The following is a 26,394-nucleotide window of genomic DNA, read 5'->3' as shown; positions in this document are numbered from 1 at the left end:
CACACCTAGATGTGTACACGCCACACCTCGCCCCCCCCTGGCCGACGGCCTCTGCCACCCCCGCCTACCTGAGCCGGCTGCTGGTCGCCGGCGGTCCCGCCGGGTCGGCCCTGTTCGACCGGCTGTTCAGGCTCAGCCAAGCCACCCTGGAGGCGATGGTGGCGGCCGGAACCGCGAGTCCCGGCGAAGACGCCACGGTCCGGGCGGCGTTGCTGCTCGTGAACGACCTGGCGGTACTGGTCCTGCGGCCCCGCCTGACCGAAGCGCTCGGCGTCGATCCGCTCTCGACGGCCGGGATGCGGCGCTGGGCCGGCGAGGTTTTCGCGATTTATCGCGACGGACTTATCAGCGGCTGACACAGAAATAGATTGAGGGAGGTCACGATGTCCACCACGTCCCTGTTTGCCAGGACCGGCGCCCGGGTGCTGCGTTCCCGCCGCCTCATGCGCGCGCCGATCTGGATGTACAAGGCCCGCGCGGGCGCGCTGTTCGGCTCGCGCATCCTGATGCTCGAGCACATCGGCCGCAAGTCCGGCGCACCGCGCTACGCCGTGTTGGAGGTCGTCGGCCACCCCGCCCCCGGTGTCTACCTCGTCGCGTCCGGTTTCGGCCGAAAAGCCCAGTGGTTCCGCAACATTGAGGCCAATCCGCGGGTGCGTGTGTACATCGGCAGCCATGCGCCGCGGAGCGCCACCGCCCGGGTCCTCGACCAAGGGGAGGCCGACCGCGCGCTGGCCGCCTATCGTCGCCGCCACGCCCGTGCGTGGGATCAACTCAGCCCGGTGCTCGAGGAGACGCTGGGCGCGCCCATCACCGACACCGACACGCCGCTGCCGATCGTCGAATTGCGTTGCGACAGTGGCGACTAGCCGCGATCGGGTCCCTTGACCGTCATCACGGCGAACGTGGCCAGGAACGTCGCCGCCGGAACGGTGTTGACGACTTTGTCGTGCGCCCGAATGTGGGCGCCGACGGCCAGAGTGAAGTACAGCGTCAACATCGCCGTCGTGAGCCTGGCCAGGGCGGGGAACCGGGTGACCGACAGCAGCCCGATGGCGGCGGCCGCCTTCACCACCGGCAGGACGGGGCGGATTTCGTCCGGCACCCCCAGGTCGTCCAGAACCTTCTTGATCGGGGCCACCTGGACACCGCACGCCACCGCGTCGACGGCATGGAAAGCGGCAAGTCCCGCATAGGTTTTCGGTGAAGTCAGCGCGCTCATCCCACCAGCCTATTGGGTCAACTCGGGCGGCGCTCCGGGCTGGCCGTCCACCGGCTGGCGGGCGATCGCCTCGGCCTTGGCCACCACCTGGGCGATCGCGGGGTCGGTTTCGGTAGAGAACCAGTCGGCGACGTCCGCGTCGTCGTCGGCGCTGTGCTTGGGCGCGTCCTCGACCGGGGACGGCTGGAACCGGAACACGCCGTCCTCGCCGGGGGTCCCCAGCAGCCGGGTGAAGCCCTGCAACGCGGCGCTGAAGTCGCTGGGCACCACCCACACCTTGTTGGCATCGCCGCGCGCCATCTCCGGCAGCGTCTGCAGGTATTGGTAGGCCAGCATCTCCGGGGTGGGCCTGCCGGCCTTGATCGCGGCGAAGGTCTTCTCGATGGCCTTGGCCTGCCCCTGCGCCCGCAGGTAGGCCGCGGCGCGCTCGCCCTGCGCGCGCAGCATGCGGGACTGCCGGTCGGCCTCCGCGGCCAGAATCGCGGCCTGCTTGGCGCCCTCGGCGGCCAGGATCTGCGACTGCTTCTCACCCTCGGCCTGTGTGATGGCCGCCTGCCGGCTACCTTCGGCGGTCAGGATCATCGCCCGCTTCTCGCGGTCGGCCTTCATCTGCTTTTCCATCGAGGCCTGGATCGACGGCGGCGGGTCGATGCTGCGCAGCTCGACCCTTGCGACCCGCAGGCCCCAGCGGTTGGTCGCCTCGTCGAGCACACCGCGCAGCTGGCCGTTGATCATGTCGCGGGAGGTCAGGGTCTGCTCGAGGGTCATCCCGCCGACCACGTTGCGCAGGGTGGTCGTGGTGAGCTGCTCGACGCCGACGATGTAGTTGCTGATCTCGTAGACGGCGGCCTGCGGGACGGTGACCTGGAAGTAGACCACCGTGTCGATGTTGAGGGTCAGGTTGTCCTCGGTGATCACCGGCTGCGGCGGGAACGACACCACCCGCTCGCGCAGGTCCACCCGGGCGCGGATGCGGTCGATGAACGGCACCAGAAGCGTCAGCTGCCCGCTGACGGTGCGGCTGTATCGACCGAGGCGTTCGATCACCGCGGCCTCGGCCTGCGGGATCAGCGCGACGGACTTCGCCACCACGATGATCCCGAAGACGACGATTGCTAGCGCCACCACCAACAGAGCGATTCCAGCCATCGCGCTTCCTCCTGTTTCTCCAGAGGGATTAGAAGTCCTTGAACACCACCGCGGTGGCGCCGTTGATCTGCATGACGGTGACCCGTTCGCCGGGTTCGTACACATCGTTGTCGTTCAGCGGCCGCGCCGTCCATACCTGGCCGTCCAGTTTCACCTGGCCCTCGTCGCGTGCGACGCGGCCCAGCACCAGCGCGCTTTTGCCCTCCAGCGCCTTGATTCCGGTCGGCAGCCCCTTTGCCGGCGTGAGCCGCTTCCGCAACGCCGGCCGCACCAGCACGAGGAGGAGAACCGAGACGACCACGAATACCGCCGCGTTGGCCCACACCGGCCAGTCCAGCAACCACGTGGTCCCCGTGGCCGCCAGCGCGCCGCCGGAAAGCATCAACAGGGACATGTCACCCGTCAGCGCCTCCGCGCCGGCGAGTACCAGCGCGAATATGAGCCAAATCACCGCGGCGGGCATGCGGTCAGGATACGCGTAATCCGCCTTTGCCGGATCAAACAACTACACTCCGAGATCATGTGGTGTCCCAGTGTCTCGCTGTCCCTGTGGGCCAACGCCTGGCTCGCGGGTAAGGCGGCGCCCGACGACGTCTTGGACGCGTTATCCGTTTGGGCGCCAAAGCAATCGGTCACCGCCTATGATGCGGTCGCCGCGGGCCACACCGGCCTGCCGTGGCCAGATGTTCCCGACGCCGGGACCGTCACGCTGTTGCAAACGCTGCGCGCGGCGGTGGGCCTGCCGGCGGTGTCGCTTGCCCGGGGTCGGTTGCGGGGGACCGTGAACATGGTGCTGCCGGTGCCCGGCGATGTGCGGGGCCTCGCGCCGGGAACGCAGTTCGAATCCGACGCCCTGGCCGCCGGCGAGGCGGTCATCATCACCAACCCCGACGATTCCGGCACCGCCGTCGGGCTGGTGCCGGAGTTCAGCTACGGCGACCTCGACGAGGCCGACGACGACGCGGGATCACCCGAACTGTGCGGCCTCGCTTGGACGGTGTACTCGCTGCCCGGCGCGCCGGTGCTCGACCACCACGAGCTCGGCGACGCCGAGTACGCGCTGCGGTCGGCCGTGCGATCGGCGGCCGACGCGCTCGGGGCCGTCGGGCTGGGAGCCGCCGCGTCCGAGGTGGCAGATCCGCGGGGGCTTGTCGAGCAGCTGCTGGAATCGGCACGGCAACACCGCATTCCCGACCATGCCCCCTCGCGCGCCCTGCGCGTCCTGGAGAACGCCGCGCACGTCGACGCCATCATCGCGGTCAGCTGCGGGCTCAGCCGGGTATCCGACTCACCGGCAGACCATATGGTCGCCGGGATCGGCGCGCAATCGTCGTCGCAGGCTCGAATCGCCACCGATGCGCTGCGCCCGCTGACCACGGTCGTGCGGTCGGCGCGGCTGGCCGCGGTCACCGCGATCCTGCACTCGGCCTGGGCCGAGTAGGGCCGCTAACCGCATTCGGGCGCCGCACAGTGCGGCGGACGGCACGGCGCGCCGTTGACGCTGGCGAGGCAGCCCGGCACCGGATCGGCTCCGCTCACCCGGTTCGGCGCCCGGGCGTGGCGGAGCTCGTCGACCAGATCCGCTGCCAGCCGGGCGAATCGACGATCCGCGTTGGGTGTGGCGGCCCGGGCGAAGGCCATCCCCGCGGCCTCGGCCTGCAAGCGCAACTCGTGGTCCAGGTCCCACACCACCTCGATGTGGTCGGCGACGAACCCGATCGGGCAGACGATGACGGCCTTCGTGCCAGAGACGGCCAGCGCCGCGAGATGGTCTTCGACGCTGGGCTCCAGCCATGGCACCTGCGGCGGCCCCGACCGCGACTGCCAGGCCAGGTCGTAGTCGGCATACCCCGCGGCCGCTGCCACCAGCCTTGTGGCATAGGCGACTTGGCGGCTGTACAGCCGGGGACCGCAACGCTGGTCGGCCGCCACCGGGACCGAGTGCGCCGTGAACACCAACCGCGCGTCGCCGGGAACCGTGCCGGCTGCGGCCGCGATGGCCCCGGCGAACATCTCGACGAACAGCGGGTGGTCGAAATAGGGCCGCAGCTTGACCAATTCGGGGGCGTCCGGTCCGGCCGCGCCGCGGGCCCGGTCGATGTCTTCGACATACTGCGCGCAGCCGGAGTACCCGCTCCAGGCGGACGTGGTGAACACTGCGGCGCGGCGAACACCGTTGTCGCGCATCGTCTTAACGGTGTCCTCGACATACGGCTCCCAGTTGCGGTTGCCGAAGTAGACGGGCACGTCGAGTTCCGCCTGTAACTCGGTCATCAACGCCTGGTTGATCCCGTTGATCGGCGACACGCCGCCGAAATGCAGGTAGTGCCCGGCGACTTCATCGAGGCGTTCGGGCGGCACGTTGCGGCCACGGGTGACGTTCTGCAGGAAGGGCCGCACCTGCTCGGGGCCTTCGGGCCCGCCGAAGGACAGCAGCAGGACCGCGTCGAAGTCCATTGCGCGCTAGAGCAATTGGGTGCTGGCGCCGCCGTCAGCGTAGATGATGGTCCCCGTCGTGGCCGGCAGCCACTCCGAGAGCAGCGCGCACACCGTCTTGGCGACCGGCGTGGGATCCTTCATGTTCCAGCCGATGGGTGCGCGCTGGTCCCAGCCCTCCTCGAGCAGCTGCATCTGGGCGCCGGCCTCCTCGCCGAGGGCGCCGCCGACGATCGCGCTCATCGCCAGCGTCCGGATCGGGCCAGCCGCAACGAGATTCGAGCGCACGCCGTACGGGCCGGCTTCGCGGGCCACGAACCGGTTGACCGATTCCAGCGCGCTCTTGGCGACCGTCATCCAGTTGTAGGCCGGCATCGCGCGCGACGGGTCGAAGTCCATGCCGACGATGGAGCCACCGGGGTTCATGATCGGCAGCAGCGCCTTGGCCAGCGACGCATACGAAAAGGCGGAGATGTGAATGCCTTTCGACACATCTTCGTACGGGGCGTCGAAGAACGGGTTGATACCCATCCCTGTCTGCGGCATGAAGCCGATCGAGTGCACCACGCCGTCGAGCTTGTTGCCCTCGCCGATCTCGGCCGTCACCCGCTCGGCCAGGGTGGCCAGGTGCTCCTCGTTTTGCACGTCGAGTTCGATCAGCGGCGCCTTCTCCGGGAGCCGGTCGGCGATCCGCTGGATCAGGCGCAACCGGTCGAATCCGGTCAGCACCAACTGCGCCCCCGCTTCCTGGGCCACCTTGGCGATGTGAAACGCGATCGACGAGTCGGTGATGATCCCGGAGACCAGTATCCGTTTGCCTTCGAGCAGTCCTGCCATTTTCCGTCCTAGTGTCGGGGCCCTCAGTGGCCCATACCCATGCCGCCATCGACCGGGATGACCGCACCGGAGATGTAACTCGCGTCCTCGGACGCCAAAAAGCTGACCACCCCGGCGACCTCGGCGGCGGTGCCAACCCGCTTCGCCGGGATGAATTGCAGTGCGCCCTCCTGAATCCGCTCATCCAGCGCGCGGGTCATATCGGTGTCGATGTAGCCCGGCGCCACCACATTCGCGGTGACGTTGGCCTTCGACAACTCCCGGGAGATCGAGCGGGCCATGCCGATCAGGCCGGCCTTGGAGGCTGCGTAATTGGCCTGGTTGCCAATCCCCCAGCTGCCGGAGACCGAACCCACGTAGATGATCCGGCCGAACCGCTTCTTCTGCATACTTCGCGAGGCGCGCTGGGTCACCCGGAACGCCCCGGTGAGGTTGGCGTCGATGACCTTCTCGAACCTCTCCTCGGTCATCCGGATGAGGAACGCGTCCGCGGAGATGCCCGCGTTGGACACCAGCACCTCCACCGGCCCCTGGTGCTCCTCGACCTCTTTGAACGCGCGATCGACGGCGTCGTTGTCGGTGACGTCACACTCGACGGCGAACAGCCCCGCGGGCGCGCCGGATCCGCGGTGCGTGACCGCCACCTTGTGACCGTCGGCGACCAGCCGCTGTGCGATCGCCAGACCGATCCCCCGGTTTCCGCCCGTCACCAAAACTGAGCGGGATACGAATGCGGGTCTGCCGTAGTCGGCAGCACTTTGGGCGTTCTCGGTGGCTGTGTCAGTCACCCCGCCAACCTATCGCCTCGCCGCGGCACGGCCCGACTGTCCCCCCGTTTCGCGCCGCGCGCGTAACGGGGTTGCGGTTTTTAGGCCGGATTTTCGCAGTGCAGTTACGCTCGTGACCCCGTGTCGGTGTGGCCCAGCACACTTTCGCCATGACGGACCCTTTTCTGGGCAGTGAAGCCCTGCATCGGCGCATTGACGTCCTATGAGCTGCGTAGTCGGTATGTGGCGCTGCACAAAGACGTGTACGTGCCGAGGGACGCCGAGCTGACCGCTGTGTCACGGGCGAAGGCGTGCTGGTTACGCTCTCGGCGGCGCGGAGTGCTCGCGGGGTTCTCCGCTTCCGCGCTGCACGGCTCGAAGTGGATCGATCCGACGTTGCCCGCCACGATCATCGACACCAACCGTCGCAAGAGCGCCGGAGTGCAAGTCTGGGAAGCACGGGTCGAGCCCGATGAGCTGGCCGTCGTCCACGGCATGCGACTGACCACACCGGCAAGAACGGCGCTGGACCTCGCGTGCAGATACCCCACCGACATGGCCGTCGCCGCGATCGACGCACTAATGCAGGCGACCGATCTGAAGATGGCCGACGTCGACCTATTGATCGACCGGTACCGGGGCCGCCGCGGCATGAAGGCTGCACGTGCCGCTCTCGAGCTGGCCGATGGCGGGGCGCAATCGCCCAAGGAGACCTGGATGCGCCTGTTATTGGTGCGCGCCGGCTTTCCCCGACCGCAGACGCAGATCCCAGTTTTCAACGAATGGGGCTGGGCCGAGGCCTATTTGGATATGGGCTGGGAGGACATCAAGGTCGCTGCAGAGTATGACGGCGCGCAACACCAAATCAGTCGGTACCACTATGTGAGCGACATCGGTCGCTTGGAGAAACTGGAACGGATGGGGTGGATCGTGGTCAGGGTGGTCGCCGAGAACCACCCCAACGACGTCATCCGCCGGGTACGCGAGGCGCGCGCTTCGCGAGCGTAACCGGACTGCGAAAATCCAGGCCGGAAATCGCAGCCTGGTTACGCTCGCGAGCCTAAAGTTACGTCGGCAGCCGCCGGTTGATCAGCAGCGCCGCCAGTCCCGCCAGCGCCAGCACCAGCGCACCGAGTCGCAGCCAGCCCGCGCTGGCGTCGCCCTTGATCGTCTCGTAGCCGATCTGCTGCTGCAGCGACGCGTAGACGGCCTTCAACTCGGCCAGGCTCGCGGCGTTGTACCAATTCCCCCCGGAGAGCTCGGCGACCTTTTTCATGGTGGAGTCGTCGACCGGAACGGGCTGGCGCTGGTCGTTGATCTCGACGAACCCGTAGGGCGTGCCGAACGAGATCGTCGAGATCGGAACCCCCTGGTCCTTGGCGGTGCGCGCGGCGGTGAAAGCGCCCTTCGGGTTGTCCGGGTTGGTCGGCATCGTCTCCTTGCCGTCCGAGAACAACACGATCCGCGCCGGCGGCGGCGTGTCGCCGCCGCCGATCACCGCGCCGACCGTGGCGATGGCCTGCAGCGCTGTGAAGATGCCCTCCCCGGTGGCGGTGCGGTCGGCGAACTGCAACTTGTCCAGCGCGTTCTTGGTCGCATCCCGGTTGGTCGTCGGGGACACCAGCACCGTCGCCGTGCCCGCGTACTCGATCAGCCCCAGGTTGATTCCCGGTGTCAGCTCGCCGGCGAACTGCTTGGCCGCCTCCTGTGCGGCCGCCATCCGGTTGGGTGGGACGTCGGTGGCCCGCATCGACTGCGACACGTCGATCACCAGCATCACCACCGCGCGGTTGCGGGGAATGCGGACGTCGTTGGTCGGGCCCGCCATCGCGATCGTGAACAACACCAGCGACAACACCAGCAGGATCGCGGGCACGTGACGCCACCTCGACGGCCGTTGCGGTGCAACGCTTTCCAACAGCTCCATGTTGGCGAACCGCAGCATCCGCCGCTGGCGGGCCAGCTGCAGCACGATGTACAGCGCGGCCAACCCGACGACGACAAAAAGGAAGAGGAAAGACCACGAGTGCGCGAAGCCCGACAACGTCATCGGGCCGAGCAGCGGCAATGTCACTGCCGCCCGGCCAGTGCCCCGCGCCGGCGGGACTCGACGAAGCGGACGATGTCGGCGATCCAGTCCCGGTCGGTGCGCAGCGTCAGCACCGGGGCCCCGCAGCTGCGGATGGTGCGGGACACCTCCGCGCGGTGCGCCGCGGCCGCCTTGGCGAAGTCGTCACGCAGCTGGGCGTCGATGGTGAATTCCCGGGTGACGCCGGTCTCGGCGTCCTGCAACACGACGTCGCCGATGTCGGGCAACTCGACGTCGCGGGGGTCGAGCACCTCGATGGCCAGCACCTCGTGGCGGGCCGCGATCGCCCGCAGCGGACGCATCCAGTTGATCGGGCCGAGGAAGTCGCTGATGATGACGGCCATGCCGCGGCGGCGTTCGGGCCGGCGCAGCGCGTCGATGGCAATGGCCAAATCCCCGCGCACGCCGACCGGCGCCTTGGGCGTGGTCGCGATGGTCCGCAGCAGCGTCTGCTCGTGCTGGCGCCCCGAACGGGCCGGCACCCGCGTGATGGTCGCGCCGGTGGCGATGATCGCGCCGAGCCGGTTCCCGCCGCCGCTGTTGAGATACGTGATCGCCGCGGCGGCCGCCACCGCCAGGTCGCGCTTCTCGCACACCGTGGTGCCGAAGTCCAGGCTGGCCGACATGTCGACCACCATCCAGGTCTCGAGTTCGCGGTCGGCGATCATCTGCCGGACGTGCGGGTGCATGGTGCGCGCGGTGACGGCCCAGTCCATCCGCCGCACGTCGTCGCCCGGCTGGTACTCGCGCGACTCCCCCGGCTCCGAGCCCGGCCCCGGGATCAGGCCGAGGTGGTCGCCGTGCAGGACGCCGTCGAGCTTGCGTTTGACCGTGAGCTCGAGCTGCCGCAGCGCCGCCGACAGCTTCGGATCGTCGATCTGCCCGCGCTCGAACGATGGCGGATGACGCACCGCCGGCTTGTCATTGGTCACCGACCGCTAGCCGCCACGGTCTGCATCACCGGGGGCACCGAATGTCCTTGCTGTGGAACGGCGTTCACCTGAGGCAGGGCGACCGTCTGCAGGATGCGGTTGATGACGATTTCCGGCGAGATCTCGTCGGCGAGCGCGTCGTAGGTGAGTATCAACCGGTGCCGCAGCACGTCGGGGATGACCTCGACGACGTCCTGCGGGATCACGTAGTCGCGGCCCCGCACCAGCGCCAGCGAACGCGCCCCGGCGATGATGCCCAACGAGGCACGCGGGGACGCGCCGAACGAGACCCAGGTCTTGACGTCGTTCATGCCGAGCTGTTCGGGGTTACGGGTGGCGGTGACGACCCGCACCACGTAGTCGACCAGCGCGTGGTGCACGAAGACGTTGGACGCGATGTCCTGCAGCCGCAGCAGGTCCTCGGTGTTCAGGATCTGCTTTGGCACCGGCGGCCTGACGCCCATCCGGTAGATGATCTCCCGCTCCTCCTCCGGCGTCGGGTAGCCGACATTGATCTTGAACAGAAAGCGGTCCCGCTGGGCCTCGGGCAGCGGGTAGACACCCTCGTGCTCGATCGGGTTCTGCGTCGCCATCACCAGGAACGGGTTGGGCAGCGGGAAAGTCTTGCCGCCGATCGACACGTGGCGCTCCTGCATGACCTCCAGCAGCGCCGACTGCACCTTCGCCGGCGCGCGGTTGATCTCGTCGGCGAGCAGGAAGTTGACCACCACCGGGCCGAGTTCGGTGTCGAACTCCTCCTTGCCCTGCCGGTAGATGCGGGTACCGATGATGTCGGTGGGCACCAGGTCGGGAGTGAACTGGATGCGCGCGAAGGTCCCCCCGACCACCCGCGCGAAGGTCTCGACGGCCAGCGTCTTGGCCACGCCGGGAACGCCCTCGAGCAGCACGTGACCCCTGGACAGCAGGCCCACCAGCATCCGCTCGACGAGCTGGTCCTGGCCGACGATGATCCGCTTGACCTCGAAGATTGCCCGCTCCAGCGTGTGGACCTCGGCGGCCAAACCATTGCCGCCGCCAGGGGGCGCTTCGTGGGCGGGCGGGCCGGAGGGCCCACCCGGGCCCGGGTAACTGCTGGCGCCCGGGGGCGGCCCACCTGCTGATGTCATCAAGAACCCTCCACGCTCAATCGGACACGACTGCCGGGCAGCGACGTGCCCTCGTCCAACTATTCCAGGCCTGCCGGTTTCCGTCGACGGCGCGGTTCGCCGGCCGCGATCAGTACTCGATGATCCTAGTCAGGAACGGCGTCATGCCGGGCTTGCGCACCGGGCTGACCGTGACCTTGCCGGCGAGGCTGGACGCCTCGAGCATCTGACCGTTGCCCAGATACATGGTGACGTGCTGGCCACCGTTGGGCCCGTAGAAGATGAGGTCGCCGCGCCTGGCCTCATTGGGCGGGATGTGGCGGCCGGCGTTGTACTGGTCACCGGAAAAGCGCGGGATCAGCACGCCGACCCCGGCGAACATGTAGCGCATCAGGCCCGAGCAGTCGAACCCGTTGATGTTGGCGCCGTCGCCGACGCCCTTGCTGGGCCCATCCAGCGAGCCCCCACCCCACGAGTAGGGGACGCCCATCTGCGACCCACCGCGCTTGATCACGTACTCGATCGCCTGCCGGCCGTAGACGCGCGGGATCTTGCCGCCGGGGTTGGTGGGGGCCGCCGCGGCGGGGGCGGGATCGCCACCGAGGTTGATCCCGAGGCCGCCGAGGAATTGCTTGCCCAGGTTCAGCGTGGTCTGGGTGGCCTGGGCGGTGGCCTGCAGCGAGGCGTTGGCGACCGCGAGCGGATCGCCCGGGGCGCCGGCGCTGATTTGGGCCGGCAGCGTCGGATCCCACAGCCCCGGGTCGGCCGTGGCCAGGGGAGCCGGGCTAGCCACAGCCAACATGAACCCGGTCACCAATGCGGCGATCCAGGCCCGGTTGATCACGCGAAACCGATTGTGGCGCATAGCTCCTCGTTGTGTTCGTCCTCGTTTAATATTCGATGTAGCGGACCACATACGGCGTCATCCCACTGGTGCGCACCGGCGCAACGCGCACCTTCAAACCGATATCCGGGGCCTCGAGCATCTGGCCGTTGCCGAGGTAGATCGTCACGTGCTGGCTGCCGCCCGGTCCGTAGAAGATGACGTCGCCGCGGCGCATCTGAGCCGACGGGATCTTGCGGCCGAGGTTGTACTGCGAACCCGAGTAGTGCGGCAGCTTGATGCCCACGCCGGCGAACGAATACAGGACCAGACCCGAGCAGTCGAAGCCGGTGATCCCGGCGCCGGAGTCGATGCCCTTGCTCGGCCCGGCCGCATTGCCGCCACCCCAGGAATAGGGCACGCCGATCTGCGACAGGCCGCGGCGGATCACGTACTCGCTGGCTTGGCGCCCATACACCCGGGGAATCCGGGACGGGCGGCCCGGGGCGGCGTTGGTGATGCCGGTGTCGTCGGGCCGCAGGATGCCCAGCTGCTGCAGGAATCCCTTGCCCATGCTGGCGGTGACCTGCGTCGAGGTGGCCGAGATGCCCAGCACCTGGTTGATCACCGCGATCGGGTCACCCGGCACGTTGGCACTGGGCACCATCGGCAGCGTCGGGTCCCACACGCCGTCCCACTGCCGGCCCACGGGGCGCGGTGCACCGGCCGGCGCCCCGGGATCCCACCGGTCGCCCGACGCCGGCGTGGCGGCGCCCCCGCCCTTCCCGGCCGACCATTGCAGCTTGGCCGCCTCGAGTTTGGCCTGCGCCGCATCGCGCTCGGTGGCCAGCCGAGAAGCCTGCTCGCGTTGTTCGCCGAACTTGCGCTTGGAGTTGATCAGCGCCGCCACCGCGGCGTCCTGGCTGGCCTTGGCGTCGGCGGCGGCCTTATCGGCCTTCTGCTTGGCCAGCCGCGCCGCGGACTCCTTGTTCACCTGTTCGGTCCGGGCCCGCTGCAATTTGTCCATCACCGCCTGCGAACTGGCGGACAGGGTCCGGGCGGCCGATTCGGTGGCGATGATGTCGTCGGGGCTGGTCGCCATCAGGTAGCTGCCCGACGGACCGTTCATATAGGTCGCCGCCGCGAAGGTGTTGAACCGGCGCTGCGCGGCAGCGATCGCCGCGTTGGCCTCTGTGACCGCCTGCTGGCTCGCCTCGAGGTCGTGCTGCGCGGCGGCCGCGTTGTCCCGCGCCGTCTCGACGTCGACCAGGGCCTTGTTGACGCTCTCCTGCTCGGTCTGGATTTCGGCCGTCAGGTCCTCGAGGCGCTGGTTGGCCTTGGCCACATTGGCGATCAGCGCGGCGAGGCTGTCGGCGGCGGGGTCGGCGTCCGCCAGGCCGGGAGTGCACACCAGCATCGCCACGCACAGCACCGCCGGTATCACCGGCCGGACCAGCCCGGCGGCCGGTCGCGCCGAGAAGCCCCAGCGGGTACGTCTCATACGGCTCAGGTCTCATACGGCTCAACGCGGACGGGCGGCGCCAGGCACCCAAATCTCGAAAGCGCCAAGAACAACAGAGGCATCATTTGCACCGTACGTCACACAAGACGCGGTGGAAACGCTCGTCACAAACTGCACTCTGGACGTGTGTTTAATGTGACCGAATGGTGACCTGGGGCGTTTGCCGCACGCCGGGGCGGGCGCGTGCCCGGCCGGCCGACCCGAGCCGGATGCGCGTGTTAGACGCCGCTACCGGCCTCGGTGTCGGTGGTTTCCGGTGCGCCGACCTGCGTTGCTGCGCGCTTGCTGCGCAACTGCAGGAATCGCGTGCCGACGGCCGCCGCGAGCACCCCGATCAACAGAAATATGGTCAGGCCGGTCCAGGGAAACTCGGGCGAGTGCAGCTCCTGCAGAAAATGCTGCGCCGAGACCACCGGATTGCCCGTCTTGGCGATGTCCTCACCGGCCTCGAGGGTGACCCGCGGGAACTGCGTGCTGTAGCTGCCGACGTAACTCGGGCTGAGGGTCAGCACCGTGGCGTCGTGGTAGTCGGCGCCGACGACCGTGGAGATGTCGCGCAACGGCGTGTCGTTGGGTGGGTTGTGGTCGAGCAGCACGATCTTGAGGTTGATGCCGTCGGCGTGCGCCTGGTTGACCACCTCAAGCAGTCCGGGCAGGGCGTCCGGCGGCGCGCTGACACCATCGACGGCGACCTTGGCCTTGATCGCGGTCATGTCCACGTCCTGCGGAATGTATAGCGGCAGAACGAAGGAATCGTGTCCGGTCATCGTGTCCCTCCTGCCCGTTGGCACCCCGGCGCTACAGGCACCGTACGCGACTTCGGTTCGCCGGATCGCGCGTGGCTTTCCGCGACACATAACCGGTTGCGACGACACGCCGGCGCGGGTCGCAGTGTGTAATGTCTCGGCGCGCCACCTGCCCGCGTTCGGCCCTCTAACTGGAGCGCCCGAAGGGGTTTAAACCGCCGGGTTCGGCGATAAGACTGGATTACGAGGTGCCGCCGTAATGCAGGACAAGCGTACTGTTAAAATTGGCACCGCCGCCGACACGGCCCGTCGGTGGAAGAACTGAATCCTTGGGAGTTGAAGTGACTGATTCTGTGAACTCGTTCGGAGCCCGCGACACCCTCAAGGTCGGCGACAAGAGTTACCAGATCTATCGCCTCGACGCCGTCCCCAATACCGAGAAACTGCCGTACAGCCTCAAGGTGCTCGCCGAGAACCTGCTACGCAACGAGGACGGCAGCAACATCACCAAAGACCACATCGAGGCCATCGCGAACTGGGATCCCAAGGCCGAGCCCAGCATTGAGATCCAGTACACGCCCGCGCGCGTCGTGATGCAGGACTTCACCGGCGTGCCCTGCATCGTCGACCTGGCCACCATGCGCGAGGCCATCGGCGACCTCGGCGGCAAGCCGGACAAGGTCAACCCGTTGGCGCCCGCCGACCTGGTGATCGACCACTCGGTGATCGCCGACCTGTTCGGCCGCGCGGACGCGTTCGAGCGCAACGTGGAGATCGAATACCAGCGCAACGGTGAGCGCTACCAGTTCCTGCGTTGGGGGCAGGGCGCTTTCGACGACTTCAAGGTGGTGCCGCCGGGCACCGGCATCGTGCACCAGGTCAACATCGAGTACCTGGCCAGTGTGGTGATGGAGCGCGACGGGGTGGCCTATCCGGACACCTGCGTGGGCACCGACTCGCACACCACGATGGTCAACGGCCTGGGCGTGCTCGGCTGGGGCGTGGGCGGCATCGAGGCCGAGGCGGCGATGCTCGGTCAGCCGGTGTCCATGCTGATCCCCCGGGTCGTCGGCTTCAAGCTGACCGGCGAGATCCAGGCCGGCGTCACGGCTACCGACGTCGTGCTCACCGTCACCGAGATGCTGCGCAAGCACGGCGTGGTCGGCAAGTTCGTCGAGTTCTATGGCGAGGGCGTGGCCGAGGTGCCGCTGGCCAACCGCGCCACCCTGGGCAACATGAGCCCCGAATTCGGCTCCACCGCAGCGATTTTCCCGATCGACGAGGAGACCATCTCCTACCTGAAGTTCACCGGGCGCAAGCCCGAGCAGCTCGCCCTGGTCGAGGCGTACGCCAAGGAGCAGGGCATGTGGCACGACCCCGAGCACGAGCCCGCGTTCTCGGAATACCTCGAACTCAACCTGTCCGACGTGGTGCCTTCGATCGCCGGGCCCAAGCGTCCGCAGGACCGAATCGCGTTGTCGGACGCCAAATCCACCTTCCGCGAGCAGATCCCCAACTACGTCGGCGACGACCCCGACAAGAAGGACTACTCCAAGCTCGACGAGACGGTCGACGAGTCCTTCCCGGCCAGCGACCCGGGCGCGCTGGACAACGGCCACGCCGACGACGCCCCCAAGGTGGAGTCGGCCGCCAAGCACGCCAACGGCAGGGTGAGCAACCCGGTGACGGTCAAGTCGGACGAATTCGGCGAGTTCGTGCTCGACCACGGCGCGGTGGTGATCGCGGCGGTCACGTCGTGCACCAACACCTCCAACCCGGAGGTGATGCTGGGCGCGGCGCTGCTGGCGCGCAACGCCGTCGAGAAGGGGCTGGCCTCCAAGCCCTGGGTGAAGACGTCGATGGCGCCGGGCTCGCAGGTCGTCAGCGACTACTACGACAAGGCCGGCCTGTGGCCCTACCTGGAGAAGCTCGGGTTCTATCTGGTCGGCTACGGCTGCACCACGTGCATCGGCAACTCCGGCCCGCTGCCCGACGAGATCTCGAAGGCGATCAACGACAACGACCTTTCGGTGGCGGCGGTCCTGTCGGGCAACCGGAACTTCGAGGGCCGCATCAACCCGGACGTGAAGATGAACTACCTGGCGTCGCCGCCGCTGGTGGTCGCCTACGCCCTGGCCGGGACCATGGACTTCGACTTCGACGAGCAGCCGCTGGGCCAGGATCAGGACGGCAACGACGTCTACCTCAAAGACATCTGGCCGTCTCAGAAGGACGTCTCGGACACCATCGCCTCGGCGATCAGCCAGGAGATGTTCACCAAGAACTACGCCGACGTGTTCAAGGGCGACGAGCGCTGGCGCAATCTGCCGACGCCCAGCGGCAACACCTTTGAGTGGGACCCGGATTCGACGTACGTGCGCAAGCCCCCGTACTTCGAGGGCATGTCGGCCGACCCCGAGCCGGTGAAGGACATCAGCGGCGCCCGGGTGCTGGCGCTGCTCGGCGATTCGGTGACCACCGACCACATCTCCCCCGCCGGCAGCATCAAGGCGGGCACCCCGGCGGCGCAGTACCTCGACGAGCACGGCGTGGACCGCAAGGACTACAACTCGTTTGGCTCGCGGCGCGGCAACCACGAGGTGATGATCCGCGGCACGTTCGCCAACATCCGGCTGCGCAACCAGCTGCTCGACGATGTCGCCGGCGGCTACACCCGTGACTTCACCCAGGACGGCGCCCCGCAGGCGTTCATCTACGACGCGGCGCAAAACTATGCGGCACAGGACATTCCGCTGGTGGTGCTTGGCGGCAAGGAGTACGGTTCGGGTTCGTCGCGCGACTGGGCGGCCAAGGGCACGTTGCTGCTGGGCGTGCGCGCGGTGATCGCCGAGTCGTTCGAGCGCATCCACCGCTCGAACCTGATCGGCATGGGCGTGATCCCGCTGCAGTTCCCCGAGGGCAAGACGGCGCAGGACCTGGGGCTGGACGGCACCGAGGTCTTCGACATCACCGGCATCGAGGCGCTGGGCGACGGCAAGACGCCGAAGACGGTGCATGTCAAGGCCGCCAAGGATTCCGGCGACCCGATCGAGTTCGACGCGGTGGTGCGCATCGACACCCCCGGCGAGGCCGACTACTACCGCAACGGCGGCATCCTGCAGTACGTGCTGCGCAACATGCTCAAGTCCGGCTAGGCCGAGACAGCCCCCGGCCAATGCCGAAAGTCAGCGAGGACCATCTGGCGGCCCGCCGCCGCCAGATCCTCGACGGTGCCCGTCGCTGCTTCGCCGAGTACGGCTACGACAAAGCCACGGTGCGCCGGCTGGAGAAGGCGGTCGGGATGTCGCGCGGCGCGATCTTCCATCACTTCCGAGACAAGGACGCGCTTTTTTTCGCGCTGGCGCACGAGGACGCCGAACGGATGGCCGACGTGGCGTCCCGCGAGGGCCTGATCCAGGTGATGCGCGACATGCTCGCCGCACCCGACCAGTTCGACTGGCTGGCCACCCGGCTGGAGATCGCACGCAAGCTGCGCAACGACCCCGTCTTCAGTCGCGGCTGGGCGGAGCGTTCCGCGGAGCTGGCGGCGGCGACCACCGATCGGCTGCGCCGCCAGAAGGAGGCGCACCGGGTGCGCGACGACGTGCCCGCCGACGTCTTGAAGTGCTACCTAGAGCTTGTTCTCGACGGCCTGGTGGCCCGGCTGGCGTCCGGCGAAGACCCGCGGCGGTTGGCCGCGGTCCTCGACCTGGTGGAAAAGTCGGTGCGGCGCAGCAATTCTCGTGATTCGCGGAATTCGGGCCGCGAGCGTAACGCCACTGCGAATGAGGGGACGTAATTTCGCAGTGACGCTACGCTCGCGTGGACTGGCGCCGGGCCGACGTGTGGTTGGGGCCGCCGCGGCCGCGGAGCGTGGTGCCGGCCTGAAGCAGCATGCTGTGAATCGATCCGTAGGACCTGCCGGTGGTGGCGACCAGGTTGCGAATGCTGGCACCGCGCTCGTACGCGCTGCGTAGCTCGTACAGCGTCTGCTCGCGCGTCTTCTTCGGCTTTCTCACTGGCTCCCCTCCAGGCTCGGACTCGCTCCCCAAGCACATAGAGTAAGAAGCCACTGCCGGTCGTGGGCCGCTTTGGCCGAAATCGCCTGCCGCCACGTGCCGATCAGGCGAGCTCGATGAGATCCCGGTACTCGTCGGACCAGTAGTCCTCGGTGCCGTCGGGCAACAGCACGACGCGCTGCGGGTCAAGGGCCTCGGCCGCGCCCGGGTCATGCGTCACCAGCACCACCGCGCCGTGGTAGCTGCGCAGCGCGTCGAGGACCTGTTCGCGCGACGCGGGATCGAGGTTATTGGTCGGTTCGTCGAGCAGCAGCACGTTGGCGGTGGATGCCACCAAACCGGCCAGCGCGAGCCGGGTCTTCTCCCCGCCGGACAGCGTCCCGGCCGGCTGGTCGAGCTGCGGACCGCTGAACATGAACGCGCCGAGCAGCCCTCGCAGCTCCTGTTCACCGGACTCGGGGGCGGCGTGCCTGATGTTCTCCCAGACCGTCGCATCGTTGTCGAGCGTGTCGTGCTCCTGCGCGAAATAGCCGATCCGCAAACCATGCCCGGGCTCGAGGCCCCCGCTGTCGGCGCTTTCGACGCCGGCCAGCAACCGCAGCAGCGTGGTCTTGCCGGCGCCGTTGAGGCCCAGCACCACGACCCGCGACCCGCGGTCGATGGCCAGATCGACGCCGCTGAACACCTCGAGCGACCCGTAGGACTTGCTCAATCCCTTGGCCACCAGCGGTGTGCGCCCGCAGGCGGCCGGGGTGGGGAACTTGATCCTGGCCACCTTGTCGGCGACCCGCTCCTCGTCGAGCGCGGCCATCATCCGGTCGGCTCGGCGCAACATGTTCTGGGCCGCAACGGCTTTGGTGGCCTTTGCGCCGAGCTTGGCCGCCTGTGTGCGCAGCGCGGCAGCCTTGCGCTCGGCGTTGGTCCGCTCCCGGCGACGACGCTGCTCGTCGGTGGCGCGGGCGTCGAGGTACTTCTGCCAGCCCATGTTGTAGACGTCGACCTCGCCGCGCACGGCGTCGAGGAACCACACCCGGTTGACGACGTCGGCGAGCAGCTCGACGTTGTGGCTGATGAGCACCAGCCCGCCGGTGTGCGCCCGCAGGAAATCGCGCAGCCACCCGAGCGAATCCGCGTCCAGGTGGTTGGTCGGCTCGTCGAGCAGCAGCGTGGTGGACGAACCCGCGCCGGTGTCCGACGCGGCGAACAGGATGCGCGACAGCTCCACCCGGCGGCGCTGCCCGCCGGACAGCGTGCGCAGCTGCTGGGTCAGCACGCGTTCCGGCAGGCCCAGGCTCGCGCAGATGCGGCCGGCCTCGCTCTCGGCGCCGTAGCCGCCCAGCGCCACGAACCGCTCCTCGAGCTGCCCGTACCGACGGATCGCGCGGTCGCGTGCGTCGTCGTCGGCGACCTCCGCCATCAACGCCTGCTGCTTCTCGAGGTCGGTGAGCAGGACGTCCAGTCCGCGGGCCGACAACACCCGGTCGCGGGCCAGCACGTCGAGATCGCCTTCCTTGGGGTCCTGTGGCAGATAACCGATTTCGCCGATGCGGGCCACCGAGCCGGCATACGGCTCGGACTCACCCGCCAGGATGCGCAGCGTCGTGGTCTTGCCCGCGCCGTTGCGGCCAACCAGCCCGATGCGGTCGCCGGGCTGCACGCGCAGGTCCGGGCCGTCCGGGGAGAGCAGGATGCGCGCACCAGCGCGGACCTCGAGGTCCGTGGCCGTGATCACGATCGCTCTCCCATTGGTCTATTTTTCGTCGGTGAACACCGGCGGCCGCTTCTCCGCGCGCGCGGCAACCGCTTCTTCGAAGTTGGCGGTGAGCAGGCGGACGAAGAGCTGTCCCAGGCCTTCGGCTTGCATGTGCCCTTCCAGGCTACCGGCGTCGAGCCCGCTCCACAGTGTGCGCTTGGTCAACTCGGTTCCGGGCCGCGAGAAGGCGGCTATGCGCGCGGCGATCGCGTAGCAGGTGTCCAGCAACTGCTCCTCGGGCACCTGACACGACACCAGCCCGATGCGCTCGGCCTCCTCGGCGCTGACGTCGCGGCCGGTCAGCATGATCTCGAACGCGCGCGACGACCCGATGGCCCGGGGCAGCAGGTAGCTCAAGCCCAGCTCACTGGCGGTCAGGCCGTTGTTGATGCCCGCGGCCCGGAAGTAGGCGCTCGTCGAGGCCACCCGGATGTCGGCGGCCAGCGCCAGGCACAGTCCGCCCCCGATGGCGGGGCCGTTGACCGCGGCGATCACCGGTTGGTGTAACCGCCGCAGCCCCAGGATCACGTCGTCGAGCAGCTCCATGGAGCGCAGCGCATACGTCGGGCGGGTCAGCCCGGCGACGTGCGGCACCGTGCCCGCGGACTTGTGATCGGCGCCCGAGGAGAACCCCCGACCCGCCCCGGTCAGCACGACGACGCGCACGGAATTGTCGTAGGTGACCTGCTCGAGGGCCTCCTTGAGCGGCACCATGACGTCGAACGCCATGGAATTCATCCGTTCGGGCCGATTGAGGGTTATCAGCGCGACACCGGGCCGCGGTTGCTCTACCAGTACCAGACTCACCCGTGAAAGGTAGCGTGCCGGAACGCCCGAGGCTCAGACGTGGCCCATGCCGGTGGTCATCAGAAAAACCCCCAGCGCGGCCACGACGAGCCCGAGGACGGCCCTCCTGCGGGCCTGCACCCAGTCGTGCACGCGCGCCATCACCGCGCCGGTCCGCGCCGGCGCCGCCACCTGGCAGACCAGGGGGATCTCGGCAAACGCCAGCCCGACCAGCGTGTATGCGGCGGCCGCGCTGACCTGGGTGCCCAAGGCGGCCCCCGACGCCAGGATCACGGTGAGCGCCGCCAGGTAGCGAAAGTCGGTCGTGATCCCGACCCCGACCAGGAAAGTGATCCACGGCGGCCCGGCCCGCAGCGCCTCTATTGCACGCGTCGACAACCGTGAGAACGCCGTCGGTGCGGCCGGGCTTGGCGGGCCGCCGGAGGGCATTGCCGCAGGTTGACGCAGTGAAAAGCCGATCGCTATCAGTGCGGCCACCAGCAGCGCGAACACGCCCATCGCGATCTGAATCCGCCCCGCCGTGGTGGTCGAGGTGGCGAGCTCCACCCTGTCCATGACCCCGAGCACGACGTCGTGCAGGCCCACGAGCGCACCCAGGGCCAGGACAACGCCGACCGCGATCCCGCCGAGCCACAATGCGACCAGATGGAGCACCGGCCGTCGCCGGGAAAACAGCAGCACAGCGATCCCGATCCGTCCCGGGTCCACCCCGGCGACCAGCGCTAACGCCAGCACCGTGCCCCACATGGGCGCGACTTTACCGCGGCAAGGGAGGGTTGCGTTCGCACTTCCGGGGGATTGGGCGGCGGTGGGTGACGAGCCCGAGTCGCCGTTTCGCTGGTGCGCGCGTACGTTAAATGTCTTCGAAACACCCTACTTGGGTTGGTTCGGTCTGCTACCTTTAGCGACCGTTGGGTACGTGTCGGCTACGACGCCATGAGACGTCCCGGTTGGCCGCGCAAATACGCTGGGCCGCAACGAGATCCGAGTACTGGAGGTAGCAGCGCGAAGAATCGAGCCGTGGCCGAATCTATGAATCCGCTATGCCGATGCGGTGAAGCGATCAGGGAGGGAATGTGTTCATCCCAGGAGAAGAGGCGTTCGGGGCCCTCGACGAATGGGCGCCGGAGCCGGGGTCGGTCGTCTGTTGGCATCCCTCACCCGCCTCGCTTGCCAAGGTCAGGCAAGCCCCGATAAGCGCGGTGCCGGCCAGCCATCAGCAGGCCAGGCACCTGCGCAACTTCCGCGACCACAAAAGCCGCGGGGTCGACATGTCACGGCTGTGCATCGGCAGTTGGGACATGCCCGGCCAGTGCGACGTCCGGGTTCTCACGTACGTCATCAACACCCACCTCCGGCGGCATGACACGTATCACAGCTGGTTCGCGTTCGCCGACGGCGACGCGATCGTCCGGCACACGCTCCGCAAACCCGGCGACATTCAATGTGTTCCGATCGAGCACGGCGAGATGACGCCGGAGGCGTTGCGCGAGCACATCGTTTCCACGCCGAGCCCGCTGGAATGGGATTGCTTCCGGTTCGCGATCATTCAGCGCGCGGACCACTTCACCTTCTGCTTCGCCATCGACCACCTCTACATCGACGCGCAGTTCCTGGGGGCCATCCGCCTCGAGCTGTATCTGATGTACACCTCCCTGCTCGCCGGCGGGGCGCCGCCACCGCTTCCGGCCCCGGGCAGCTACACGGATTACTGTGTCCGACAGCACGAGTACACCTCGGCCCTCACGCTGGATTCACCGCAGGTGCGCGGCTGGGTCGACTTCTTCGAAGAGAACGACGGAACCCTTCCGGAGTGCCCGGTGTCGTTGGGCGATGGGTCGGGGCCCTGCGACCTGATGTTCGTGCGGGTGATGGACGAACGGCAGACGGCCAACTTCGAATCCGCTTGCATCGCGGCGGGTGCGCGTTTCAGCGGCGGCGTTTTCGCCTGCGCCGCCCTTGCGCAATACGAATTGACCGGCGCCGAAAAGTATTACGGACTTGTCGCGTGCGATACCCGCAGCAGCCGTGCGGAGTTCCTGACGATCGGTTGGTTCACCGGCTTTGTCCCGATCACCATCCCGGTCGACGCATCGTCCTTCGGTGATACCGCCCGCGCCGCGCAGAAGTCGTTCGACTCCGGCAAAGCGCTGGCGAACGTGCCGTTTTCTCGCGTGCTGGAACTGGCGCCGTGGTTGCGGATGCCCGACGGTCGCGTCCCCCTGCTGTTTCACCTCGACGCCAGCAGCCCGCCTTTGTCCACCATCGTCAAGTCCGAATGGGGCGGCTCGAACATCAAGATCCACCACGACGGCGGTGTCCCGGCTCGATTCGATTTGCGCGTCAACCGCTACGAGAACGAGACCCAGGCCATGGTGTTTTTCCCGGACAATCCGGTCGCGCGCGAGTCGGTCGCCCGCTACATCGAGACGCTGAAATCCATCTACGTCCGGGTCGCCGAGGGCCGCGGCGCAGTGGCGCCGCTCTGCAGCGCCGCCGCCCTGTAGCGGCACCCCGCCGGATCAGGCCTGCTCGGCCTCGGCCGCCTCGACGTCGAAGGCCTTGATTTGCTGCACCAGGTCCTCCAGGGCCGCCGGCGGTAGCGCCCCGGCCTGGTTGAACAGCAGCTTGCCCTTCTTGAACGCCATCAGCGTGGGGATGGACCGGATCTGAGCGGCCGCCGCGAGCTGTTGTTCGGCCTCGGTGTCGACCTTGGCGTACACCACGTCGGGGTGCTTCTCCGACGACTCCTGAAAGGTCGGTGCGAACTGGCGGCAGGGACCGCACCAGGATGCCCAAAAATCGACGAGGACGATGTCGTTGCCCTCGATGGTTTCGTTGAACTTCTCAGCAGTGAGATCGCGTGTTGTCACAGTTGCCTTAACGTCGGTAACCGATGCGGTGTTCCCGCGGGGATGTTCGCGTCCGGCGCTCGGCTCGTCGCGCAGGCAGCCGGTCAACGTCATTTGTCCGAGTTTATCGACGGCCGAATCCGCGAATCGTTCAATGCGTCGAGGCTACGTTATCGAATTCGCCGCTGCTACAACGCAAACGGGCGATCCCAACCGCCGAGCGCGGCCACCCCATCGGGCGCATTCCGAACACAGGGTGAAGGATGCGCGCGCAATCCAATCGCTGGCGCCCGTAGCCGCCGAAAACGCGATAAGATTCTGCCGTCACTGACGCTTCGCCGGGAGGTGCGAGATGTCATTTTTGGTCGCCGATACGGCGTTGGTTTCGGGGGCAGCCGAGGAATTGGGGCGGCTCGGTTCGACAATTAGCGAGGTTAACTCCGCGGCGGCGGCCCAGACGACCACCTTGGCCTCGGCGGGAGCCGACGAGGTGTCGGCCGCCATCGCGGCGGTGTTCGGCGCGCACGGCCAGAGCTATCAGGCGCTGAGCGCCCAGGTCGCGGCCTTTCACGACCAATTCGTGCAAAACCTGCTCGGCGGCGCGCAGGCGTATACCGGCGCAGAAGCCGCCAACACCAACCCGTTGAAGCCGCTGTTCGACGCGATCAACGCGNGCGGCAACGCGCTGTTGGCCGGCAACGGCGGCGACGGCGGCCACGCTCTGGGCACGCCCGGTCGCGGGGGCACAGGCGGGCTGCTGTTCGGCACGAAGGGCGCGAACGGGTAACCCGCCCAGGTTACGGTTGCGTACGTTTTCCCCACTCGGAGAGACTGAGCCCGATCAACGAGCCGATCGATCAGTGAGGGAATCGCGTTGGGCCACTACATCGCAAACGTCCGTGATCTCGAGTTCAATCTGTTCGATGTTCTCGAGGTGGGCGCGGTTCTCGGCACCGGACGCTACAGCGATCTCGACGAGGACACCGTCCGGACGATCTTGGCCGAGGCCGCCCGCCTGGCCGAAGGCCCGGTCGCCGAATCCTTCGCCGCGGCCGACCGCAACCCGCCGGTCTTCGACCCCGTCGAGCACTCCATCAGCGTCCCGGACGAATTGGCCAAGACCGTGCAGGCGATCAAGGAGGCGGGGTGGTGGCGGCTGGGGCTGGCCGAACAGATCGGCGGGATGCCGGCGCCGCCCCCGCTGGCCTGGGCGGTGACCGAAATGATCCTCTGCGCCAACCCTTCCGCGAACTTCTTCAACTTCGGCCCGTTCATGGCGCAGGCGCTGTACGAAGAGGGCAACGAGCAGCAACGGCAGTGGGCGGCAATCGGTGTGGAGCGCGGTTGGGGGGCCACCATGGTGCTCACCGAGCCCGACGCCGGATCCGATGTCGGGGCGGGCCGCACCAAGGCCATCCAACAAGCCGACGGCACTTGGCACATCGAGGGCGTCAAGCGGTTCATCTCCGGCGGTGACGTCGGCGAAACCGCCGAGAACATCTTCCACCTGGTGCTGGCCCGGCCGGAGGGTGCCGGCCCGGGCACCAAAGGGTTGAGCCTGTTCTACGTGCCCAACTACCTGTTTGATCCCGAGACGTTCGAACTCGGTTCCCGCAACGGGGTTTTCGCGACCGGGCTGGAACACAAGATGGGCATCAAGTCCTCGCCGACGTGCGAATTGACGTTCGGCGACGGCGGCGTGCCGGCCGTGGGCTACCTCGTCGGCGACGTGCACAACGGGATCGCGCAGATGTTCACCGTGATCGAGCAGGCCCGCATGACGATCGGCGTGAAGGGGGCCGGCACCCTGTCCACGGGCTATTTGAACGCGCTGGCCTTCGCCAAGGAGCGGGTGCAGGGCGCCGACCTCACCCAGATGGCGGACAAGACCGCGCCGCGGGTCACGATCATCCATCACCCCGACGTGCGCCGCAGCCTGATGACGCAGAAGGCGTACGCCGAGGGCCTGCGGGCGCTCTACATGTATGCCGCCGCCCATCAGGATGCCGATGTGGCGCAACGGGTTTCGGGCGCCGATCCCGACATGGCACACCGCATCGACGACCTGCTGCTGCCGATCGTCAAAGGGGTCAGCTCCGAGCGGGCCTACGAGATCCTGACCGAGTCGCTGCAGACGCTGGGGGGCTCGGGCTTCCTGGTCGACTATCCGCTCGAGCAGTACATCCGCGACTCCAAGATCGACTCGCTCTACGAGGGCACCACCGCCATCCAGGCGCTGGATTTCTTCTTCCGCAAGATCGTCCGCGACCGCGGCCAGGCGCTGCAGTTCCTGACGGCCCAGATCGGCCGCACCATCGACACTTGCGACCAGGCGCTGAAACCGCAGGCCGAGCTGGTGCAGGCCGCGCTCGACGAGGTCACCGCGATGACGGGCGCGCTGACCGGATACCTGATGTCGGCCACCCAGCACCCCACCGAGATCTACAAGGTGGGGCTGGGATCGGTGCGGTATCTCCTCGCGGTCGGCGACCTGCTCATCGGCTGGCGGCTGCTGGTGCAGGCCGGCATCGCCCACGCCGCGCTGGCCGACGCCGCTGCGAGCGACAAGCACTTCTACCAGGGCAAGATCGCGACCGCGGCGTTCTTCGCCAAGAACATGCTGCCCCGGTTGGCCGCGCAGCGCAGGGTCATCGAATCCATCGACGACGACATCATGCGCATCTCCGAAGACGCCTTCTGACTGGGTGTTTCACAGCTGCGACACAGCTCCAGCGGGTACATCTTTTCGTGGTCCAACTCACGAATGGGGGAAACGTTGATTTCTGCAAGCTGTCCCACGCTCACGCGGTTCGCCATCCTGGCCGCCACGGGCGCCACCGCCCTGTCCGTCGCGGCGTGCGGGTCGTCGAATCAATCGGCTCCCACGTCGACGTCCACCTCCACGTCGACGGTGACCTCGACGACGACGTCGCAGGCGCCGGCCCAGAACGAGGCCAAGGTGAGCGGCCTGATCGCGTCCGTCGCGGGCAACTCGATCCAGGTCACCAAGGAAGACAAGAGCAACGCCGCCGTGAATTTCACCTCGACGACCAAGATCACCGAGGTCTCCCCGGCCACCCTGGCTGACGTCACCTCCGGCAGCTGCATCACGGTGCGGCCCACCAAGGAAGCGCAGGGCGGGCAGCAGCCGGTCACCGCTGCATCGGTCCGGGTCAGCCCGTCCGTCAACGGCACCTGCCCGAAGCCCAAGGAGTCCGGACCGGCGTCCGGCCCCGGTTCCAGCTCTCCCGCCCCCTCGGGCTCCCCCACGCCGGCACCCGCTCCGGCACCGGCGGTGCGGGGCTCCGTCGCGTCGGTGACGGGAAGCACCATC

The 26,394-nt window shown here is 67.9% G+C and carries 24 protein-coding genes and 3 pseudogenes; 10 read left to right on the top strand and 17 right to left on the bottom strand.

Annotated features, from left to right (window positions below; genetic code table 11):
- Positions 1-356: pseudogene (locus tag BN4348_RS37340) on the top strand (TetR/AcrR family transcriptional regulator); the annotation flags it as partial.
- Positions 357-383: 27 nt separating this feature from the next.
- Positions 384-869: a nitroreductase family deazaflavin-dependent oxidoreductase gene (locus BN4348_RS37335; protein WP_066910729.1), complete on the top strand. Its 486-nt coding sequence runs from the start codon at positions 384-386 to the stop codon at positions 867-869.
- Here the strand turns inward: BN4348_RS37335 and BN4348_RS37330 are convergent.
- From BN4348_RS37330 to BN4348_RS37320, 3 genes are read right to left on the bottom strand one after another with little or no spacing between them, the layout of a single operon-like run.
- The gene (locus BN4348_RS37330) at positions 866-1,222 is read right to left on the bottom strand and encodes a DoxX family protein (protein WP_066910726.1); all 357 of its coding nucleotides are present in this window, start codon (positions 1,220-1,222) and stop codon (positions 866-868) included. The genes BN4348_RS37335 and BN4348_RS37330 overlap by 4 nt on opposite strands.
- A 9-nt stretch (positions 1,223-1,231) precedes the next feature.
- Positions 1,232-2,371, bottom strand: a complete 1,140-nt coding sequence (locus BN4348_RS37325; protein WP_066910723.1) for an SPFH domain-containing protein — start codon at positions 2,369-2,371, stop codon at positions 1,232-1,234.
- A 28-nt stretch (positions 2,372-2,399) separates the two neighbouring features.
- Positions 2,400-2,834 carry an NfeD family protein gene (locus BN4348_RS37320; RefSeq protein WP_066910720.1) on the bottom strand — a complete coding sequence of 145 codons (435 nt, stop codon included), beginning with the start codon at positions 2,832-2,834 and terminating at the stop codon, positions 2,400-2,402.
- A 57-nt stretch (positions 2,835-2,891) separates the two neighbouring features.
- Between BN4348_RS37320 and BN4348_RS37315 the strand changes: the two genes are divergently transcribed.
- On the top strand, positions 2,892-3,812 hold the full coding sequence (locus BN4348_RS37315) for a hypothetical protein (protein ID WP_066910717.1): 921 nt from the start codon (positions 2,892-2,894) through the stop codon (positions 3,810-3,812).
- A gap of 5 nt (positions 3,813-3,817) precedes the next feature.
- Here BN4348_RS37315 and BN4348_RS37310 read toward each other — a convergent pair whose 3' ends face one another.
- The 3 genes from BN4348_RS37310 to fabG1 are packed head-to-tail and all read right to left on the bottom strand — an operon-like array spanning position 3,818 to position 6,432.
- Positions 3,818-4,828, bottom strand: coding sequence for a ferrochelatase (locus BN4348_RS37310; RefSeq protein WP_066910714.1), 1,011 nt, complete (start codon positions 4,826-4,828; stop codon positions 3,818-3,820).
- A 6-nt stretch (positions 4,829-4,834) separates the two neighbouring features.
- Positions 4,835-5,644, bottom strand: coding sequence for an NADH-dependent enoyl-ACP reductase InhA (inhA, locus tag BN4348_RS37305; RefSeq protein ID WP_066910711.1), 810 nt, complete (start codon positions 5,642-5,644; stop codon positions 4,835-4,837).
- Between the two features lie 23 nt (positions 5,645-5,667).
- The gene (fabG1, locus tag BN4348_RS37300) at positions 5,668-6,432 is read right to left on the bottom strand and encodes a 3-oxoacyl-ACP reductase FabG1 (protein ID WP_066910708.1); all 765 of its coding nucleotides are present in this window, start codon (positions 6,430-6,432) and stop codon (positions 5,668-5,670) included.
- 149 nt (positions 6,433-6,581) lie between these two features.
- Here fabG1 and BN4348_RS37295 point away from each other — a divergent pair.
- Positions 6,582-7,419, top strand: a pseudogene (locus BN4348_RS37295) (hypothetical protein).
- A 58-nt stretch (positions 7,420-7,477) separates the two neighbouring features.
- On the opposite strand, the gene BN4348_RS37290 reads toward BN4348_RS37295, so the two are convergent.
- The 6 genes from BN4348_RS37290 to BN4348_RS37265 all read right to left on the bottom strand — a co-directional run bounded on the left by BN4348_RS37290 (position 7,478) and on the right by BN4348_RS37265 (position 13,650).
- Entirely contained in the window at positions 7,478-8,485 is a 1,008-nt protein-coding gene (locus BN4348_RS37290) for a VWA domain-containing protein (RefSeq protein ID WP_066910705.1), read from the bottom strand.
- Positions 8,482-9,432, bottom strand: a complete 951-nt coding sequence (locus tag BN4348_RS37285) for a DUF58 domain-containing protein (RefSeq protein WP_066910702.1) — start codon at positions 9,430-9,432, stop codon at positions 8,482-8,484. Before BN4348_RS37285 ends, BN4348_RS37290 begins: the two co-directional genes overlap by 4 nt.
- Positions 9,429-10,559 (bottom strand): chaperone MoxR1, encoded by a 1,131-nt coding sequence (moxR1, locus tag BN4348_RS37280; protein ID WP_066910699.1) that lies wholly within the window; start codon positions 10,557-10,559, stop codon positions 9,429-9,431. Before moxR1 ends, BN4348_RS37285 begins: the two co-directional genes overlap by 4 nt.
- Before the next feature lie 109 nt (positions 10,560-10,668).
- A complete protein-coding gene (gene ripB, locus BN4348_RS37275) occupies positions 10,669-11,403 on the bottom strand; it encodes an NlpC/P60 family peptidoglycan endopeptidase RipB (RefSeq protein ID WP_066910696.1) in 735 nt (244 codons plus the stop codon).
- 25 nt (positions 11,404-11,428) lie between these two features.
- Entirely contained in the window at positions 11,429-12,862 is a 1,434-nt protein-coding gene (gene ripA / locus BN4348_RS37270; protein ID WP_066910693.1) for an NlpC/P60 family peptidoglycan endopeptidase RipA, read from the bottom strand.
- Positions 12,863-13,101: 239 nt separating this feature from the next.
- Positions 13,102-13,650 (bottom strand): Rv1476 family membrane protein, encoded by a 549-nt coding sequence (locus BN4348_RS37265; RefSeq protein ID WP_066910690.1) that lies wholly within the window; start codon positions 13,648-13,650, stop codon positions 13,102-13,104.
- A gap of 320 nt (positions 13,651-13,970) precedes the next feature.
- On the opposite strand from BN4348_RS37265, the gene BN4348_RS37260 reads away from it, so the two are divergent.
- Together BN4348_RS37260 and BN4348_RS37255 are read left to right on the top strand one after the other, a co-directional pair.
- On the top strand, positions 13,971-16,784 hold the full coding sequence (locus tag BN4348_RS37260) for an aconitate hydratase (protein WP_066910687.1): 2,814 nt from the start codon (positions 13,971-13,973) through the stop codon (positions 16,782-16,784).
- 20 nt (positions 16,785-16,804) lie between these two features.
- Positions 16,805-17,428, top strand: coding sequence for a TetR/AcrR family transcriptional regulator (locus BN4348_RS37255; RefSeq protein WP_066910684.1), 624 nt, complete (start codon positions 16,805-16,807; stop codon positions 17,426-17,428).
- 13 nt (positions 17,429-17,441) lie between these two features.
- Here the strand turns inward: BN4348_RS37255 and BN4348_RS37250 are convergent, their stop codons facing one another.
- From BN4348_RS37250 to BN4348_RS37235, 4 genes are all read right to left on the bottom strand, one after another.
- On the bottom strand, positions 17,442-17,648 hold the full coding sequence (locus BN4348_RS37250; protein ID WP_066910681.1) for a helix-turn-helix domain-containing protein: 207 nt from the start codon (positions 17,646-17,648) through the stop codon (positions 17,442-17,444).
- Positions 17,649-17,751: 103 nt separating this feature from the next.
- On the bottom strand, positions 17,752-19,380 hold the full coding sequence (locus BN4348_RS37245) for an ABC-F family ATP-binding cassette domain-containing protein (protein ID WP_066910678.1): 1,629 nt from the start codon (positions 19,378-19,380) through the stop codon (positions 17,752-17,754).
- Positions 19,381-19,398: 18 nt separating this feature from the next.
- Entirely contained in the window at positions 19,399-20,208 is an 810-nt protein-coding gene (locus tag BN4348_RS37240; RefSeq protein ID WP_066910675.1) for an enoyl-CoA hydratase, read from the bottom strand.
- Between the two features lie 33 nt (positions 20,209-20,241).
- Positions 20,242-20,955, bottom strand: coding sequence for a GAP family protein (locus BN4348_RS37235; protein WP_066910672.1), 714 nt, complete (start codon positions 20,953-20,955; stop codon positions 20,242-20,244).
- A gap of 329 nt (positions 20,956-21,284) precedes the next feature.
- Between BN4348_RS37235 and BN4348_RS37230 the strand changes: the two genes are divergently transcribed.
- Complete coding sequence (locus tag BN4348_RS37230) at positions 21,285-22,715, top strand: condensation domain-containing protein (RefSeq protein WP_160040340.1); 1,431 nt, start codon at positions 21,285-21,287, stop codon at positions 22,713-22,715.
- Positions 22,716-22,730: 15 nt separating this feature from the next.
- Here the strand turns inward: BN4348_RS37230 and trxA are convergent, their stop codons facing one another.
- The gene (gene trxA / locus BN4348_RS37225) at positions 22,731-23,081 is read right to left on the bottom strand and encodes a thioredoxin (RefSeq protein WP_066910732.1); all 351 of its coding nucleotides are present in this window, start codon (positions 23,079-23,081) and stop codon (positions 22,731-22,733) included.
- Between the two features lie 331 nt (positions 23,082-23,412).
- Between trxA and BN4348_RS37220 the strand changes: the two are divergent.
- The 3 genes and pseudogenes from BN4348_RS37220 to BN4348_RS62380 form a co-directional block, all read left to right on the top strand.
- Positions 23,413-23,844: pseudogene (locus tag BN4348_RS37220) on the top strand (PE family protein); the annotation flags it as partial.
- A gap of 90 nt (positions 23,845-23,934) precedes the next feature.
- The gene (locus BN4348_RS37215) at positions 23,935-25,761 is read left to right on the top strand and encodes an acyl-CoA dehydrogenase (protein WP_066910669.1); all 1,827 of its coding nucleotides are present in this window, start codon (positions 23,935-23,937) and stop codon (positions 25,759-25,761) included.
- Between the two features lie 78 nt (positions 25,762-25,839).
- Positions 25,840-26,394: hypothetical protein (locus BN4348_RS62380; protein ID WP_084454032.1), on the top strand; the 555-nt coding region annotated here is incomplete at its 3' end.

It is taken from the genome of Mycobacterium interjectum (genome assembly GCF_900078675.2).
Lineage (GTDB): Bacteria > Actinomycetota > Actinomycetes > Mycobacteriales > Mycobacteriaceae > Mycobacterium > Mycobacterium interjectum.
Note: the sequence above shows the minus strand (reverse complement) of the source record. Positions and strands in the feature narration are given on the sequence as shown.